General features: G+C 67.5%; 12 protein-coding genes. 6 read left to right on the top strand and 6 right to left on the bottom strand.

Annotation, left to right across the window (positions count from 1 at the left end; translation table 11 throughout):
- Position 1: 1 nt before the first annotated feature.
- The 3 genes from CSW63_RS22460 to fsa all read left to right on the top strand — a co-directional run bounded on the left by CSW63_RS22460 (position 2) and on the right by fsa (position 2,151).
- Entirely contained in the window at positions 2-547 is a 546-nt protein-coding gene (locus tag CSW63_RS22460) for an HAD-IIIA family hydrolase (RefSeq protein ID WP_062096724.1), read from the top strand.
- Positions 544-1,425 (top strand): dTDP-4-dehydrorhamnose reductase, encoded by an 882-nt coding sequence (rfbD, locus tag CSW63_RS22455; RefSeq protein WP_099502959.1) that lies wholly within the window; start codon positions 544-546, stop codon positions 1,423-1,425. Before CSW63_RS22460 ends, rfbD begins: the two co-directional genes overlap by 4 nt.
- A gap of 72 nt (positions 1,426-1,497) precedes the next feature.
- A complete protein-coding gene (fsa, locus tag CSW63_RS22450; RefSeq protein ID WP_062096721.1) occupies positions 1,498-2,151 on the top strand; it encodes a fructose-6-phosphate aldolase in 654 nt (217 codons plus the stop codon).
- A 46-nt stretch (positions 2,152-2,197) separates the two neighbouring features.
- Here fsa and CSW63_RS22445 read toward each other — a convergent pair whose 3' ends face one another.
- Positions 2,198-3,190 carry a mechanosensitive ion channel family protein gene (locus CSW63_RS22445; RefSeq protein WP_062096720.1) on the bottom strand — a complete coding sequence of 331 codons (993 nt, stop codon included), beginning with the start codon at positions 3,188-3,190 and terminating at the stop codon, positions 2,198-2,200.
- A gap of 137 nt (positions 3,191-3,327) precedes the next feature.
- On the opposite strand from CSW63_RS22445, the gene CSW63_RS22440 reads away from it, so the two are divergent.
- Positions 3,328-4,488, top strand: coding sequence for a DegT/DnrJ/EryC1/StrS aminotransferase family protein (locus CSW63_RS22440; RefSeq protein ID WP_062096718.1), 1,161 nt, complete (start codon positions 3,328-3,330; stop codon positions 4,486-4,488).
- Here CSW63_RS22440 and CSW63_RS22435 read toward each other — a convergent pair.
- Together CSW63_RS22435 and CSW63_RS22430 are read right to left on the bottom strand one after the other, a co-directional pair.
- Complete coding sequence (locus CSW63_RS22435; protein WP_062096716.1) at positions 4,478-6,256, bottom strand: ATP-binding protein; 1,779 nt, start codon at positions 6,254-6,256, stop codon at positions 4,478-4,480. The genes CSW63_RS22440 and CSW63_RS22435 overlap by 11 nt on opposite strands.
- A gap of 61 nt (positions 6,257-6,317) precedes the next feature.
- On the bottom strand, positions 6,318-7,928 hold the full coding sequence (locus CSW63_RS22430) for a cisplatin damage response ATP-dependent DNA ligase (protein WP_062096715.1): 1,611 nt from the start codon (positions 7,926-7,928) through the stop codon (positions 6,318-6,320).
- A 121-nt stretch (positions 7,929-8,049) separates the two neighbouring features.
- Here CSW63_RS22430 and CSW63_RS22425 point away from each other — a divergent pair, with 121 nt between their 5' ends.
- Positions 8,050-8,484, top strand: a complete 435-nt coding sequence (locus tag CSW63_RS22425; protein WP_062096713.1) for a PaaI family thioesterase — start codon at positions 8,050-8,052, stop codon at positions 8,482-8,484.
- 65 nt (positions 8,485-8,549) lie between these two features.
- Here the strand turns inward: CSW63_RS22425 and gltB are convergent, their stop codons facing one another.
- Positions 8,550-13,073: a glutamate synthase large subunit gene (gene gltB, locus CSW63_RS22420; protein ID WP_062096711.1), complete on the bottom strand. Its 4,524-nt coding sequence runs from the start codon at positions 13,071-13,073 to the stop codon at positions 8,550-8,552.
- Positions 13,074-13,088: 15 nt separating this feature from the next.
- A complete protein-coding gene (locus CSW63_RS22415) occupies positions 13,089-14,534 on the bottom strand; it encodes an NAD(P)-dependent oxidoreductase (protein ID WP_062096710.1) in 1,446 nt (481 codons plus the stop codon).
- 230 nt (positions 14,535-14,764) lie between these two features.
- On the opposite strand from CSW63_RS22415, the gene CSW63_RS22410 reads away from it, so the two are divergent.
- Positions 14,765-15,565 carry an undecaprenyl-diphosphate phosphatase gene (locus CSW63_RS22410; protein WP_062096708.1) on the top strand — a complete coding sequence of 267 codons (801 nt, stop codon included), beginning with the start codon at positions 14,765-14,767 and terminating at the stop codon, positions 15,563-15,565.
- A 76-nt stretch (positions 15,566-15,641) separates the two neighbouring features.
- Here CSW63_RS22410 and CSW63_RS22405 read toward each other — a convergent pair whose 3' ends face one another.
- Entirely contained in the window at positions 15,642-16,601 is a 960-nt protein-coding gene (locus CSW63_RS22405) for a complex I NDUFA9 subunit family protein (protein WP_062096707.1), read from the bottom strand.
- Positions 16,602-16,613: the final 12 nt, after the last annotated feature.

Here is a 16,613-nt window from a genome sequence, read left to right as displayed (position 1 = left end):
CATGACCCGTCAGACCATTCTTCCGCCGCTCAAGGCCGTGTTCCTCGATCGCGACGGCGTGCTCAACGTCGATCACGGCTACGTGCACGATCCGGCGCGGCTGGACTGGATCGAGGGCGCCCGCGAGGCGGTCGCGGCGATGACGCGAGCGGGACTGACCGTGCTGGTGGTCACCAATCAGTCCGGGATCGGCCGCGGCTATTTCGACGAGGCGGCGCTGGAACGCTTCCATGCGGCCATGCAGGCGCAGCTGGCCGATGTGGGCGGGCGGATCGACGCCTTCTACTACTGCCCTTTTCACGAGACAGCGGTGGTCGAGGCCTATCGGGTCGCCAACCATCCGGACCGCAAGCCCAATCCCGGCATGATCCTGCGCGGCCTGGCCGACTGGGGACTGTCGGCCGAGGCGGCCGTGATCATCGGCGACCGCGACATCGACGTCGAGGCCGGGCGGCGCGCGGGCGTGCCGGGCTATCTGTTCGAAGGCGGCAGCCTGCGAGACTTCGTAGCCTCCGTGCTGGGTGATCGCGTTCCGGCGCTGAGATGAGGATTCTACAGTTCGGCCAGACGGGTCAGGTCGCCACCGCGATGCGGGTCGCGGCGCAGGGGCGGGCGGCGCTGACCGCCTTGTCGCGCACCGATTGCGACGTTGCCGATCCCGAGCGCGTCCGCGCCGCGATCCTGGCCGCAGACTGCGATCTTGTGATCAACACCGCCGCCTTCACCCAGGTCGATCCCGCCGAGGCTGCGCCCGACTCGGCCTTCGCCGTCAACGCGCAGGCCCCCGGCGTCATGGCCGCCGCCTGCGCCGAGCGGGGGCTGCCGTTCGTGCATCTGTCGACCGACGCGGTGTTCAACGGCCGGACCGATCGTCCCTATGTCGAGACCAATCGCCCCGAGCCGATCAATGTCTATGGCCGCTCCAAGCTGGCCGGCGAGCAGGCGGTTCTGGCCCACCCTCGCGCCGTCGTGCTGCGCATCTCCTGGGTCTTTTCGCGTTACGGCCGCAACTATGTCAGCTTCATGCTGAAGCTGGCGCGCGAGCGGGACGTCCTGAAGGTGGTGGCTGACCAGTTCGGTTCGCCCACCGACGGCGAGGCCTTGGCGGACTTTCTGATCGGCGCCGCGCCGCGCTGGACCCAGGCGTCTGTGGACGATCCCGCGTTTGGCCTGTTCCATTTCGCCAACGCCGGCGAGACCAGCCGCTTCGACTTCGCCAAGGCCGCGATCGATCGGGATCCGCTGGCGAAGGCCAGGCTTGAGGCGACCACCCAGGCGGCGTTCGCCGAGCCCGCGCCCCGTCCGCCCCGCTCGCCGCTCGACACGGCCAAGCTGCGGGCCGTGTTCGATTTCACGCCCGAACCTTGGCGCCCGGCGGTCGAGCGCACGGCGGATCGGCTGGTCGCGGCGGGGCTCCCCGGCTAATCGCTGGCGCGCGCGGCCCGCCCGCGATAAACCGGCCGCCAACGCCCCCCTACAATACAGCGCAAGAGACCCATGCAGATCTTCCTCGACAGCACCGACACCAAGGTCATCGCGGACCTCGCCTCGACCGGCCTGATCGACGGCGTGACCACCAACCCGACCCTGATCGCCAAGTCGGGCCGCCCGATGCTGGAGGTGATCGCCGAGATCTGCGACATCGTCCCGGGTCCGATCAGCGCTGAAGTGGCGGCCACCACGGCCGACGCGATGATCGCCGAAGGTCAGAAGCTGGCCAAGATCGCTCCGAACGTCGTGGTCAAGATCCCGCTGACCCGTGACGGCCTGATCGCCTGCGCCGCCTTCGCCGACGAGGAGATCAAAACCAACGTCACCCTGTGCTTTTCGCCGACCCAGGCCTTGCTCGCCGCCAAGGCGGGCGCGACCTACATCTCGCCGTTCATCGGCCGCCTGGACGACTATGGCTTTGACGGCATGGACCTGATCCGCGACATCCGTGCGATCTATGACAACTACGGCTACGAGACCGAAATCCTGGCGGCCTCGGTGCGCAACGCCGGCCACGTCAAGGAAGCCGCGATCGTCGGCGCCGACGTCGTGACGATCCCGCCCGCGGTGTTCAGCGATCTCTACAAGCACCCGCTGACCGACAAGGGCCTGGAGCAGTTCCTGAAGGACTGGGCCTCGACCGGTCAGTCGATCCTCTAGGTCTCGCCGACGGACCTTTGGCAGCCTAAGCGAGGATCGCCTCGCGCTATTGCGGCTTGTCGGCCGGCGCCTTGGACTTGACGCCGGCCTTGCGGCTCCGGCGCGGCTTGATCAGGGCCAGCAGATGGTGATGCTCGCCTTCGCCCGGCATGGTGGGCGAGGGGTCGATGGCCTTGGATGGCCGCGGCGGCGGCAGGTCGGTCCGCATCGGGTCCTCGGCGAGCAGATGCGCCGACAGCATCAGGTCGGTCTTGACCGGACCGAAATCGGCAGCCGCCGTCCACACCCGGATCGCCGCCTGGGCGAAGGCTTCTGAAAGGTCGGTGACCTCGATCATCGGCGCGGGGTCCTGGCGGATGCGGGCGTCGTTTTCGGCCCGCTCGCGCAGACGCTTGAGCACCGCCACCAGGTCGGTTTTCAGAGGCACCTTGAACAGCACGTCCACCCGTCGATGACGGTGATTGGAGTAGTTCAGGATGACATCGCCGAACACCTTGCTGTTGGGAATCATCACCTTGACGTTGTCGGGCGTGGCGATCTCGGTGAACAGCAGGTCGAGCGACTTGACCGTGCCCTGACGCGTCGCGGTCTCGATGACATCGCCGACACGGTAGGGACGAAACAGCAGGATCATCACGCCGGCCGCGACATTCGACAGCGCGCCTTGCAGTGCGAGGCCGATGGCCAGCGACGCCGCGCCTAGGACCGCGATGATCGAGGTCGCCTGCACGCCAAGCTGCTGCAGCACGGCCACGAGCCCGACGGCCACGATGGCGTAGCGGGCGAGGGAGGCGGCGAAGCTCTCGAGGGTCGGATCGGGGTTGGTGCGATGCACGCGGGTCAGGGTGCGGCGCATGAAGCGCGCCGCCCAGCCGGCGGCCCAGAAGGTGACCGCCAGGATCAGGGCTGCGACCACCAGGTTCACGGCCAGCTTGCCCAGCCAGTCGAGGAAATGTCCGAGCATGGTCTCGTCGGCCTTCACATTGGCCAGGGAGGGCAACGGCGTATCGGCCGGCAGGATGCTGGGCTTTGTCTTCATGGCGTTCTCGATAGGCGCCCCCGCGCGTCAAGGCAACGAGGCGAAGCTTCCGATGGTTCCGCTTGCCCTCAGCGGGAAACAGTCGGTTACATCAATTGGCTCGAAATCCGCTCCGAGCCTGACTAAGAGCGCCGCCCATGAGCATGCCCTTCATCGACCTCGGCGCGCAGCAGCGCCGGATCCGCGACAAGATCGACGCGGCCATCGCCAAGGTGCTGGATAGCGGCGCCTACGTCATGGGCCCGCAGGTGCGCGAGTTCGAGGCCCAGTTGGCCGCGTTCGGCCAGGCCAAGCTTGCCCTGTCGTGCGCCAACGGCACCGACGCCATCGCCCTGCCGCTGATGGCGTGGGGCGTTGGTAAGGGCGACGCGGTGTTCTGTCCGTCCTTCACCTTCGCCGCGACGCCCGAGGTCGTGCCGTGGGTCGACGCGACGCCGGTGTTTGTCGACGTGCTGCCCGACACCTACAATCTCGACCCCGCCAAGCTGGAGGCCGCCATCGCCGGCGTGAAGGCTGAGGGCAAGCTGAGGCCCAAGGTGGTGATCGCCGTCGACCTGTTCGGTCAGCCGGCCGACTATCCGCCCATCAAGGCCATCTGCGACCGCGAGGGCCTGAAGCTGATCGCCGACAGCGCCCAGGGCTTCGGCTGCACCCTGAACGGCAAACACCCCCTGCACTGGGCGGATGTCGCCACCACCAGCTTCTTCCCCGCCAAACCGCTGGGCTGTTACGGCGACGGCGGCGCGGTGCTGACCAATGACGCCACGCTTTGGGACCTGATGGACAGCTATCGCGTCCACGGCAAGGCGGTCGGTCCGGACCTCGCGGGCAAGACCTTCGACCACGATCCGAAGTATCTGAACACCCGGATCGGGATGAACTCGCGGCTCGATACGATCCAGGCGGCGATCCTGATCGAAAAGCTGGCGATCTTCGCCGAGGAGATCGCGCTGCGGCAGGTCGTCGCCGACCGTTACGCCGAGGGCCTCAAGGGTGCGGTGATCTCGACGCCGGCGGTCATCGAGGGCGGTGTCTCGGTCTGGGCTCAGTATGTGATCGAGCATGAGAACCGTGACGGCCTGGCGGCGCATCTGCGCGCGCAGGGCGTGCCGACGGCGGTCTACTATCCTGTCCCGATGCACGTTCAGGCGCCCTACGCCCAGTTCCCGCGCGGCGCCGGCGGCCTGCCGGTCACGGAGGCCAAGGCGCAAACCGTACTGGCGCTGCCGATGCACCCCTATCTGGGCGCTGACGACCAGCAGAAGATCATCGACGCGATCCGCGCCTTCAACGGCTGATGACGCTTCGGCCTGCGTCGCGCCGCGAACCCTGGGCGCGGGCTAGCGCGGCGTAGAGCGCGCGGATGTCGAGGGGCTTGGCGATCCAGTCTGTCATGCCGGCTTCGTGACAGGCCTCGACCTCGTGATCGGCCACGCCGGCGCTGAAGCCGATCACCGGGGTGTCGTAATTGAGACCCCTGCTGGCGCGCAGGCGTCGCGTCGCCTCGCGACCATCCAGCCCGGGCATGTTGACGTCCATCACCACTAGGTCGAACGCCTGAGCCTCCAACGCCGCCAGCGCTTCCAGGCCGTCGGGCGCGGTGGTCAGGTCCGCGCCCAGCGGCTCCAGCACGAGCGCCAGGGTGCGCCGGTTCACCTCGTGATCGTCGACCACAAGGATCTTGAGCGCCTTGAGGTCGGGCGCGCGGGGCTCAGGCGTCGCGGAGGCGCGCGGGCCCTCCTCCTCGCGCCCCTGCGGCAGGTCCAGGTTCAGGTGGAAGATGACGCCGCGCGGCGCTCCCGGACGGGCTTCCAGTTCGCCGCCCATCAGGCGGGCGAGCTGGCGGCTGACCGCCAGACCCAGCCCTGTCCCGCCATAGGTTCGTGCAGTTTCCAGGGAGGCCTGCGCGTAGGGGGTGAAGAGGCGGCTCATCGCCTCCTCGGCAATGCCGGGGCCGTTGTCCTGAACTTCAATCACGATCCCGACCCGCTCGCCAGCAGGGGGCTCGGCTTTCACGCGCAGGACGATCGACCCATGGTCCGTGAACTTCACCGCGTTGGACAAGAGATTGTTGAGGATTTGACGCAGTCGGAAGGGGTCGCCGCGCACCCACACCGCAGGCTGGTCCTTCGGCGGCTCCACCAAGGTGAGGCCCTTGACCCGTGCGTTGGCGGTCCAGAACCGCCCGGCGTCGCGAACGGCGCCGAGGAGGTCGAAGTCACGCTCCTCAAGGCTCATGGCCCGCGCTTCGATCTTGGCCTGATCCAGCATGTCGGTCAGCAGGTCGGTCATCAGGTGGCCGGCGTCGATGATCAGATCGGCCGTGGCCCGGGTCTGCTCAGGCGAGGATCCGACGCGGATCATGTGCGCGCCGGCCAGAATGGCCGACAGCGGCGTGCGCAGTTCGTGGCTGACGATGGCGGCCATGGCGGTGCGGTCGGACAGTGCTTCCTCGGTCTCCGCGCGTCGGCGGTCGGCCTCCTCTCGCGCGGCGACGAGCGCGCGGCGGTTGCGATGCATCCGGGTCCAGATCGTGTGAACCGCCAGCATGAAGAAGGCGACCGAGACGGCCAGGATCATGACCTGCTGGTGCGACTGGCGCCAGATGAGCGCCGGCGTCGCGGCCAGGCTGAGCGCGTAGGGCGTGGCGCCCAGATAGAAGAGAATCCGGCTGTCGACGCCTGAACCCACGTTGTTCAGCACGCCCCCAACCAGAACCATCAAGGCCAGGGCCATCAGCGGCGGCTCGCCGCTGACCCAGAGGATAAGCACCGACCCCGCATGCACTACGGCCATCGCCACCATGGCGACCAGCATCAGCACGATCCGGGATTCCAGACCCCGCTGCGGCAGCTGGCCTCTGGCGAAGGGGCGGACGGCGAAGAATTCCAGCGCCTGCACCGAAAGGCTCGCCGCCAGCCAGGGGAGGATCAGGTCTGCGCGGTCGATCAGTTGCAGGGCCCAGCTCAACAGGATCGTCAGGCCGATCCGCGAATAGGCCTGGCGATAGCGCTCGTTGGCGTTGGCCTGCAGGAACGGCAGCAGAGAGGCAAGGACCGGCGACATGGGCGAACTCCTCGCAACCTGACGTAGGGGTACAAGGCAAACGAGATATGAACGTCAGCCCCTAGTCGATCATCGCCTCTAGTGTTTTGAGATCATCCGCCTCGCGCGCCGGCTTGTCCCACCGGATGCGATGGATGCGCGGGAAGCGCATGGCCACGCCTGACTTGTGCCGGCTGGAGCGCTGCAGGCCTTCGAAGGCGATCTCGAACACTAGGCCAAAGTCCAGCTCGGCGCGGACAGACCGCACGGGGCCAAAGCGCTCGACGGTGTTGTCGCGGACAAACTTGTCGATCCGCTTAAGTTCCTCGTCGGTGAAGCCGAAATAGGCCTTGCCGACCGGGGTGAGGGCGCGGCGGCCCTCCTCGTTCTCGCGCCAGACGCCGAAGGTGTAGTCCGAATAGAAGCTCGATCGCTTGCCGTGCCCGCGCTGGGCGTACATCAGCACCGCGTCGATCAGGCGCGGATCGCGCTTCCACTTGAACCACGGGCCCTTGGGGCGGCCAGGTTCATAGACGCTGTCGCGGCGCTTGAGCATCAGGCCTTCGGAGAGGCGCGCGTCGCCCTCCGGCGGGTCGCGGCGCAGCGCGGCGAGGTCTTCCCAGGTCTCGAAGGGCTGCAGCGGTGACAGGTCGATCCGCGTGCTCGCCAGGCGGCCGACGAACATCTCCAGCCGCGCGCGCCGCTCGGCGAAGGGCAGGGCGCGGAGGTCGGTCTCGCCGTCCATCAGCAGGTCGTAGGCCCGGATCCCGGCCGGGAAGTTCGCCAGCTGCCTGGCGTCGACGGTCTTGCGGTTCAGCCGCTGTTGGAGATCGCCAAACGAGGCCAGGGCGCCGTCGCGCAGCACCAGCAATTCGCCGTCGATCGCGCCCTCGAAGTCCAGCGCCGCGACGACGTCGGGAAAGCTGGCCGAGATGTCGTCGCCCGTGCGGGTATAGAGCCGCCGCTCGCCGCGCTCGGACACGGCCTGGACGCGGATGCCGTCCCATTTCCATTCGGCGACGTAGTCCGCCGGATCGAGCTTGGGGAAGTCGGTTTCCTCGTCGATCGGCTGGGCCAGCATCACGGGCCGGAAGCGTCCCGGCGCGTCTGGCGACGGCCGCTCCGAACGACCCTCCAGCCAAGCGAAGAGGTCGCCATAGGGCGGCGTCATCGCGTGCCAGACCTCCTCGATCTCGCCGATGTCGACGCCGCCGAGGTTGGCGCAGGCCTGTTTGGCCAGTCGCGACGACACGCCGACCCTGAGGCCGCCGGTCATCAGTTTCAAAAGCGCCCAGCGCCCGTCGGGATCCAGAGCGTCCAGCCAGCCCTCGATCAGGCGCTGGACCTCGGCGCGGGACGCCGAATGCAGGGCGTCGATGACCTCCGAGAGTTCTGGCGGACGGTTGGCGCCTGGCTGAGCGGGCCACACCAGCGAGACGGTTTCCGCAAGGTCGCCGACGAAGTCGTACGACCAGGCGAACAGCTGAGGGTCCATCCGCGCCTCGATCGCCTTGCGGATGAAGGCCGGCTTGGCGGCGTTGAACGACAGCGCGCCGGTCAGGGCCGCGAGCGCATAGCCTCGGTCGGGATCGGGCGTCTGGCGAAGATGATCCTGGATCAAGGTCAGCTTGGCGTTACGCGAGCTGGTCAGCGACAGTCGATCCAGCAGATGAGCAAAGGCGCGCATGGACATGGAATGTCGAGCCGCCCCTTTCCGTTCAGCCGTTGGCCCATAACGACCCGCCTTGTGCCTCTCGTGCAAGGCCAGAGGTCGTGGTAGATTAAAACAGTTGTTTGATTTCCGCGAGGCCGTTATGGACGACATTGTTCCCGAAGGCTTTTCGACGCATGGGCGGCGCAGTCCGATCACCGAGCCGTGGGAGCCGCTCTACGCGCGCGTCGCCGAAGATCGTCTGGTGCTGGCCACGCGCTTGCGCGAGCCGCACTGCAATTCCCGACATATGCCGCATGGGGGGTTCCTGGCGACCATGGCCGACAATGCGATGGGCCTGTCTCTGGGCGTCAATCTGGCGCGGGCCGGAATGGCGACTGAGGGTCTGGTGACGGTGTCGCTGACGCTCGACTATCTGGGCTCGGCGCGGCTGGGGCAGTGGTTGGAGTTCGATACCGACTTCGTCAAGCTGGGACGCTCGATCTGTTTCGCCGAGGCGACAGTGCGCGCCGACGGCGTTCCGGTCGCCCGGGCCCGGGCGACGTTCAAGCTGCGCGTGGCGAAGGCGGCCGCCTGAACGAAAGCCGCCGCCGAGGCTGTCGGGCCCCGGCGGCGTTCTCGTTCTTCCAGGTCCGTCTGGCGTCAGGCGCGTTCGTGCACCGCTTCTTCCGCCGCCAGAGGTTGGGGCAGACGGTTGACCATCTCCTTCGGGCACACCTGCCAGAACTGATCACGGACTCGGTCCCAATCCCGGAGGAGCGACGCGGCGAAAGCGGAGTCCGTCTCGCGGGCGTGCTCGGCGATCAGCGAGCGCAGCACGCCTTCCCAGTAGGGCGAGGCCAGGCGCTGCACCACGATGCTGTCCGGATTGATGTTGTCCTGGAAGCGGTCGTGCTGGTCGAGCACGAAGGCCATGCCGCCCGTCATGCCCGCGCCGAAGTTGTTTCCGGTCGGGCCCAGGATCACCACCTGGCCGCCGGTCATGTATTCGCAGCCGTTGGCGCCGCAGCCCTCGACCACCGTGGTGGCGCCGGAGTTGCGGACCGCGAAACGCTCGCCCGCCTGGCCCGCCGCGAACAGCCGGCCCGAGGTGGCGCCGAACAGCACGGTGTTGCCGATCAGGGTGTTGGTCTCGGGCGCTGCGAGGCCACGGGCCGGCTTGATCACGATGGTCGCGCCCGACAGGCCCTTGCCGACATAGTCGTTGGCCTCGCCGGTCAGCTCGATCCGCAGGCCCTGGACCGCGAAGGCGCCGAGGCTCTGGCCGGCCGAGCCCTTCAGCTGGACGGTCAGGTGACCGGACGGCAGGCCCTTCATGCCGAACTTGCGGACGATGTGGCTGGACGTGCGCGTGCCGATGGTGCGGGCGGTGCTGCGGACCGTGTAGGTCAGCTGCATCTTCTCGCCGCGCTCCAAGAGCGGGGCGGCGTCGCGGACGATCTGGGCGTCCAGCGTATCCGGCACTGCGTTTCGGCCCTCGACCGTGCAGTAGGGCTTGTTCGCGCCAGGATCGGCGCGGACCAGCAGCGGGTTCAAGTCAAGGTCGTCCAGATGTTCGCCGCCGCGGGAAACCTGCGCCAGCAGGTCGGTGCGGCCGACGATTTCCTGCAGACTCTTGAAGCCCAGGCCCGCCAGGATTTCGCGCACCTCTTCGGCGATGAAGGTGAAGAGGTTGATAACCTTGTCTGGCGTGCCGGTGAACTTGGCGCGCAGGGCCTCGTCCTGGGTGCAGACGCCCACGGGACAGGTGTTGGAGTGGCACTGGCGCACCATGATGCAGCCCATCGCCACCAGCGAAGCGGTGCCGATGCCGAACTCCTCGGCGCCCATCATGGCGGCGATGACGATGTCGCGACCCGTGCGCATGCCGCCGTCGGCCCGTAGGACGACGGAGTGACGCAGGTTGTTCAGCGTAAGCACCTGGTTGGCTTCCGACAGGCCCATCTCCCACGGACCGCCGGCGTACTTCACCGAGGTCTGGGGCGAGGCGCCCGTGCCGCCGACGCCGCCGGCGACCAGGATCACGTCCGCCTTGGCCTTGGCCACGCCGGCCGCGATCGCGCCGATGCCGGTGGCGGCCACCAGCTTCACCGTGACCCGGGCGATCGGGTTGATCTGCTTCAGGTCGTAGATGAGCTGGGCCAGGTCCTCGATCGAGTAGATGTCGTGGTGCGGCGGCGGGCTGATCAGCATCACGCCAGGGGTGGAATGACGCAGGCGGGCGATCATTTCGGTGACCTTGAAGCCGGGCAACTGGCCGCCCTCGCCGGGCTTGGCGCCTTGCGCGACCTTGATCTCCAGCTCAACGCACTGGTTCAGGTATTCGGCCGTGACGCCAAAGCGACCCGAGGCCACCTGCTTGATGGCGCTGTTGGGGTTGTCGCCGTTCGGCAGCGGCTTGTAGCGCGCGCTGTCCTCGCCGCCCTCGCCCGAGACCGAGCGGGCGCCGATGCGGTTCATGGCGATGTTCAGGGCCCCGTGGGCTTCGGGCGACAGAGCGCCCAGGCTCATGCCCGGCGTGACGAAGCGCTTGCGGATCTCGTTGACGCTTTCGACATCGTCGGTCGCGATCGGATTGCGATCCGAGCGCCAGTCCAGGAGGTCGCGAAGCTGGATCGGCTTTTGCGTGCGCAGGCCATTGGACCAGCGGCGGTACAACTCATAGTCGCCGGTGTCGCAGGCCGTCTGCAGGGTGTGCATCAGGCGCGCCTCGAACGCGTGGGCCTCGCCCGAGCGACGGGCTTTGTACAGGCCCCCGACCGGCAGGGTGACGGCAGGCGTTCCCCAGGCCTTGCGGTGCAGCTCGACCGTCTTGCTCTCGATACCAGCCAGGCCGATGCCCGAGATGCGCGAAGGCATGCCGGGGAAGAACTCGGCCGCCAGGGCGCGCGACAGGCCGACGGCCTCGAAGTTGTAGCCGCCGCGGTACGAGGAGATGACGCTGATGCCCATCTTGGAGATGATCTTCAAAAGGCCGCCCTCGATGGCGCCCTTGAAGTTCAGGCAGACGTCCTTCAGCGACTTGTCGCCGATCAGGCCGCGCTCCAGGCGATCCTGGAAGCTCTCCTGCGCCAGATAGGCGTTGACCGCCGTCGCCCCGACCCCGACCAGCACCGCGAAATAGTGCGTGTCCAGGCACTCGGCCGAGCGCACGATGATCGAGACGTACGACCGCAGGCCCTTGTTCACCAAGTGAGCATGGACGCCGCCGGTGGCGAGGATCATCGGCAGGGCCACGCGCTCGGCGTCGCTGGCCTCGTCGGTCAGCACGATCGCCCCGCAGCCGCGCAGCACGGCGTCCTCGGCCTCGGCCCGGATGCGGTCGAGATTGGCCCGCAGGGCGTCGCCCGCGCGGGCCTCCTCGGCCGGCAGCGGCATGGTGCAGTCGATGACCGCCACGTTCTTCTCGCCGAGCAGACCGCGCACGCGCTCGTACATGCCGGTGGTCAGCACCGGGCTTTCCAGCACGTAAACGTCGGCCTGGGCCGCATCCTGGGCCAGGATGTTGCCGAGGTTCTTGAAGCGGGTCTTCAGGCTCATCACGCCGGTCTCCCGCAGGGGGTCGATCGGCGGGTTGGTCACCTGGCTGAAGTTCTGGCGGAAGTAGTGGCTGAGCGGGCGATACTTCTCCGACAGCACCGCCAGCGGCGTGTCGTCGCCCATCGAGCCGACGGCCTCCTTGCCCTCCTCGACCATCGGGGCGAGGATCATCTCGAGGTCTTCGAGGCTATAGCCGGCGGCGGCCTGGCGACGGGTCAGCTCCTCGCGGCCGAACTTGCGCGGCTCGGGGCCGGGGCCGATCTCCTTTTCGAGGTCGACCATGTTGCCCAGCCACTCGGTGTAGGGGTGGCGGCCGGCCAGTTCGTCGATGATCTCGTCCTCGCCGTAGAGACGGCCTTCGGCCAGATCGATGGCCAGCATCCGACCCGGCGAGATCGCCAGCTTGCGGGTGATGCGGGCCTCCTCGACGCCGCACATGCCGGCTTCAGAGCCCATGATGACAAGGCCGTCGTCGGTATAGGCCACGCGCAGCGGCCGCAGGCCGGAGCGGTCCTTGCCGGCCACGACCCAGCGGCCGTCGGTGGCGCACAGGGCGGCCGGACCGTCCCACGGCTCCATCACGGCGTTGCAGTAGGAATAGAGCGCCTTGTGGGCGTCCTTCATCTTCGGGTTGGCGGCTTCGGGCACCAGCAGGGCCTTGGCCATCGGCGCGTCGCGCCCGGCGCGCACCAGCACCTCGAAGGTGTTGTCGAGATTGGCGCTGTCCGAGCCGCCCGGCTGAATCACCGGCTTCACGTCGTCCCCGAACTCGCCGAAGGCCTGAGCGGCCATCTTGATCTCGTGGGACTTCATCCAGTTGATGTTGCCCTTGATCGTGTTGATCTCGCCGTTGTGGGCCAGCATCCGGAACGGCTGGGCCAGGCGCCACTGCGGGAAGGTGTTGGTCGAATAGCGCTGGTGGAAGATCGCCACGGCGGCCGCGAAGCGCTCGTCCTTCAGGTCGGGATAGAAGGCGTCGATGTGTTCGGCCAGGAACATGCCCTTGTAGATCAGGGACTTGGCCGAGAAGGAGCAGATGTAGAAGTCGCTCACGTTCTGGGCGTGGACGCGCTTTTCGATGCGCTTGCGGCACAGGAACAGCGCCCGCTCCAGGGCCTCGCCTTCCAGACCGGCCGGGGCGGCCAGCATGATCTGCTCGATCTCGGGACGCGTGGCGTTGGCCTTCTCGCCGATCACCGAGGTGTCGACCGGCACCTGGCGCCAGCCATAGATGTAGAAGCCAAAGCGCAGGGCCTCGGCCTCGACGATCGTCCGGCAAAGTTCCTGAGCGCCGAGGTCGGTGCGGGGCAGGAACACCTGGCCCACGGCGATCGGTCCCTGGCGCAGGGCGTGGCCGGTGCGGCGCACCTGGTCGACGAAGAAGTCCTGTGGAACGCTGACCAACACGCCGGCGCCGTCGCCGGTCTTGCCGTCCGCGTCGACGGCGCCCCGGTGCCACAGGGCCTTCAAGGCCTTGATCGCGAGTTCGACGACTTCGCGGCGCGGCTGGCCGTCAATGGCGCAGACGAGGCCCACGCCGCAGGCGTCTCGCTCGGTCGAGGGGTCATAGGCGTGGCCGTCGATCAGCGCCTGGCGGTTCTTCAGATAGAGGTCCATCTGGCTCATGATCCTGGTCCTCTCTTATTCGGCGGCGATCAGCGTCGAGGACGCCTTGGCCAGCAGGTAGCGGTGGATGGCGTCGGCGGCGTCGCGGCCGTCCTTGATCGCCCAGACGACGAGCGAGGCGCCGCGCACGATGTCGCCGGCGGCGAACACGCCGTCGAGATTGGTCATCTGGTTGCGGACATCGGCCTTCACGGTGCCCCAGCGGGTCACTTTCAGCTCCGGCGCCGACCACAGTTCCGGCAGGTTTTCGGGCTCGAAGCCGAGAGCCTTGATGACCAGCTGGGCCGGACGATCGAAATCACCGCCGGGGATCTCTTCAGGGCTCTGGCGACCGGACGCATCCGGAGCGCCCAGGCGCATGCGGATGGCGCGGACGCCGGTGACGGCCTGGGCCTCGCCCGACAGAGCGCGCGGGGCGGCCAGCCATTCGAAGGTGACGCCCTCTTCCTCGGCGTTGGCGACTTCGCGCATCGAGCCGGGCATGTTGGCCTTGTCCCGGCGATAGAGGCAGGTGACCGACTTGGCGCCCTGGCGCACGGCCGTCCGCACGCAGTCCATGGCGGTGTCGCCGCCGCCGACCACGACCACGTCCTTGCCCTCGGCGTTCAGTTCGCCGGAGTCGAAGGCCGGAACAGAGTCACCGAGGTTCAGGCGGTTGGAGGCGATCAGATAGTCGAGCGCGGGCGCGACGCCCGTGCTGCCGCTTCCGGGGACGGTCAGGTCGCGCGCGGCGTAGACGCCGACGGCGATCAGAACCGCGTCGTGCTGGGCGCGCAGGTCTTCCAGCGTGGCGTGCTTGCCGACCTCGAAGCCCAGCTTGAACTCGACCCCGCCCTCGGCCAGGCGCTGGGTGCGGCGTTCGACGACGTCCTTCTCCAGCTTGAAGCCGGGGATGCCGTAGATCAGCAAGCCGCCGGCCCGGTCGTGGCGGTCATAGACGGTGACGTCATAGCCGGCTTCGCGCAGCTTCTCGGCGGCGGCGAGGCCGGCGGGACCCGCCCCCACCACCCCGACCGACTGACCGCGCGCGGGGCCGGCGACCAGCGGCTTGACCCAGCCCATCTCCCAGGCCTTGTCGGTCAGGTAACGTTCGACCGAGCCGATGGTCACGGTGCCGTGGCCCGACTGTTCGATGACGCAATTGCCTTCGCACAGACGATCCTGCGGGCAAATCCGACCGCAGACCTCCGGCATGGAATTGGTGGCCTGCGAAAGGGCGTAGGCTTCCTCCAGGCGCCCCTCTGCGGTCATCCGCAACCAGTCGGGTATGTTGTTGTGCAGCGGGCAGTGCGTCTGACAGAACGGCACGCCGCATTGCGAGCAGCGCGAGGCCTGTTCGGTGGCCTTGGCGTCGATGAAGTCGGCGTAGATCTCATGGAAATCGCCCGAACGCTCAGCAGCCGCGCGCTTTTCAGGCGTCTTGCGGGCCACCGTCGTGAATTTCAGCATGCGCTCGGCCATGCGACTTCCCTCGCCCCCGGATTGGGAGAAAAATTGCTCTGGCCGGCCTCTTAAGGACTCTTTGGTGGAAGAAGAATGCTTTCGTCAAAAATGTAGACGATTATATCCCTGATCGTGACCATGCTATTGCGAACCGATCTCATTTAGGGACTGAAATGGTCCAATTTGTGGATTAACGCGAAGTTTACCAAGTCGGGCGCACCCCGAAGCGGTCACTTCTGGGGGCGTCCATGCCGGATTGGCTGATCGCGATCGTACTGGGCCTGATCGAGGGTCTGACGGAGTTCATTCCGGTCTCCTCGACCGGGCACCTGCTGCTGGCGGGCCACTTCCTGGGCTTCCACAGCCCGGGCAACACATTTCAGGTCCTGATCCAACTCGGCGCCATCCTGGCGATCACCAGCGTCTACTTCGGGCGCTTGTGGGGTCTCGTAACCACCCTGCCGACGGATCCGAGCTCACGCCGCTTCGTCATGGGCGTGCTGCTGGCCTTCCTGCCGGCGGTGTTGGTCGGTGTGCTGGCCCACGACTACATCAAGACCGTGCTGTACGAGAGCCCGACCCTGATCTGCGTCACCCTGATCGTCGGCGGCGTGATCCTGCTGGGGCTGGATCGGATGAAGCTGGAGCCGCGCTACACCGATGTGGCCGACTATCCGCTGAAGACGGCCTTCCTGATCGGCCTGTTCCAGTGCATCGCCCTGATTCCCGGCGTCTCACGGTCGGGCGCGACCATCGCGGGGGCGCTACTGCTCAAGTGCGACAAGCGTTCGGCTGCGGAGTTCAGCTTCTTCCTGGCCATGCCGACCATGGCAGGGGCCTTCGCCTATGACCTCTACAAGAACATCGACAAACTGAGCACGAACGATCTGGGCCTGATCGTCCTGGGCTTCGTGGCGGCGCTGGTCTCGGGCGTGTTCGTGGTCAGGACAGTGCTGGACTTCATCACCCGGCACGGCTTCGCGCCGTTCGCCTGGTGGCGGATCGTCGTCGGCGTCGGGGGGCTGATCGCGCTGAACCTGGCCCGCTGAGCAGGCCTGACATCCAAACAACAAGGGCGGGCGCCACGCGGCGCCCGCCCTTTTGATTTCGATCCGGCGTCCGGCCTCAGAACGCGCCGGCCGGCGTCTCGGCGTACTGGCCGCCCTTGCGGTAGCGATAAAGGTAGCTCGGGACCACGGCCTCGACCGCCGTGGGAATCACGCCGACTTCCGCGAGGCCCGGCAGGCCCTGTTCGGCGACGTTGTCGCTCTTGAGCATCTCGACCTGGTCTGAGGTCAGCGGCGGCGGGATGACGCCCGCAACGAGGTCGCCCAGCGAGCCGATCAACGACGCCACCGGCCAGGGCAGGGGGATCAGCGGACGGTTGCGACCGGTCTCCAGCAGGATCAGGTCGAGCATTTCCCGCATCGTATAGACGGTCGGGCCGCCCAGTTCATACGTCACGCCCGCAGCGGCGGGGCTGGCGACAGCCTTGGCGATCACCGCCGCGACATCGCCGACGAATACCGGCTGGAAGCGCGTCTCGCCGCCGACCAGCGGCATGACCGGGGCCAGCGCAGCCATCTGGGCGAAGCGGTTGAAGAAGTCGTCCTCGGGGCCGAACACGATCGACGGGCGGACGATGGTGGCGTTCGGGAACGCCTCGCGCACGGCGGCTTCGCCTTCGCCCTTGGAGCGGGCGTACTTGGCGGCGCTGTTAACGTCGGCGCCGATCGCGCTGACATGGACCAGATGTTTGAGGCCGGCCTTCGCGGCGGCTTCGGCGACGTTGCGTGCGCCCATGGCGTGGACCGAAAGGAACTTCTGGCGGCCGCTTTCGAACAGCACGCCGACGAGGTTCACGCAGGCCTCGGCGCCGTCCAGCGCGCGGGACACCGAGGCCGGGTTGCGGACATTGGCCTGGACCACCTCGATCTGACCGACGTCGCCCAGCATGCGCATCTTGTAGGCGAGGTTGGGCTGGCGCACGGCCACCCGCACGCGATGGCCCGCCTTGGCGAGCGCCCGCACGACCTGACCGCCCACGAAACCGGAGCCGCCGAACACCGTGACCAGACCTTGCATCATCATTCCTCG

This window comes from Caulobacter sp. FWC26 (assembly GCF_002742645.2).
Taxonomy (GTDB): domain Bacteria; phylum Pseudomonadota; class Alphaproteobacteria; order Caulobacterales; family Caulobacteraceae; genus Caulobacter.
Note: the sequence above shows the minus strand (reverse complement) of the source record. Positions and strands in the feature narration are given on the sequence as shown.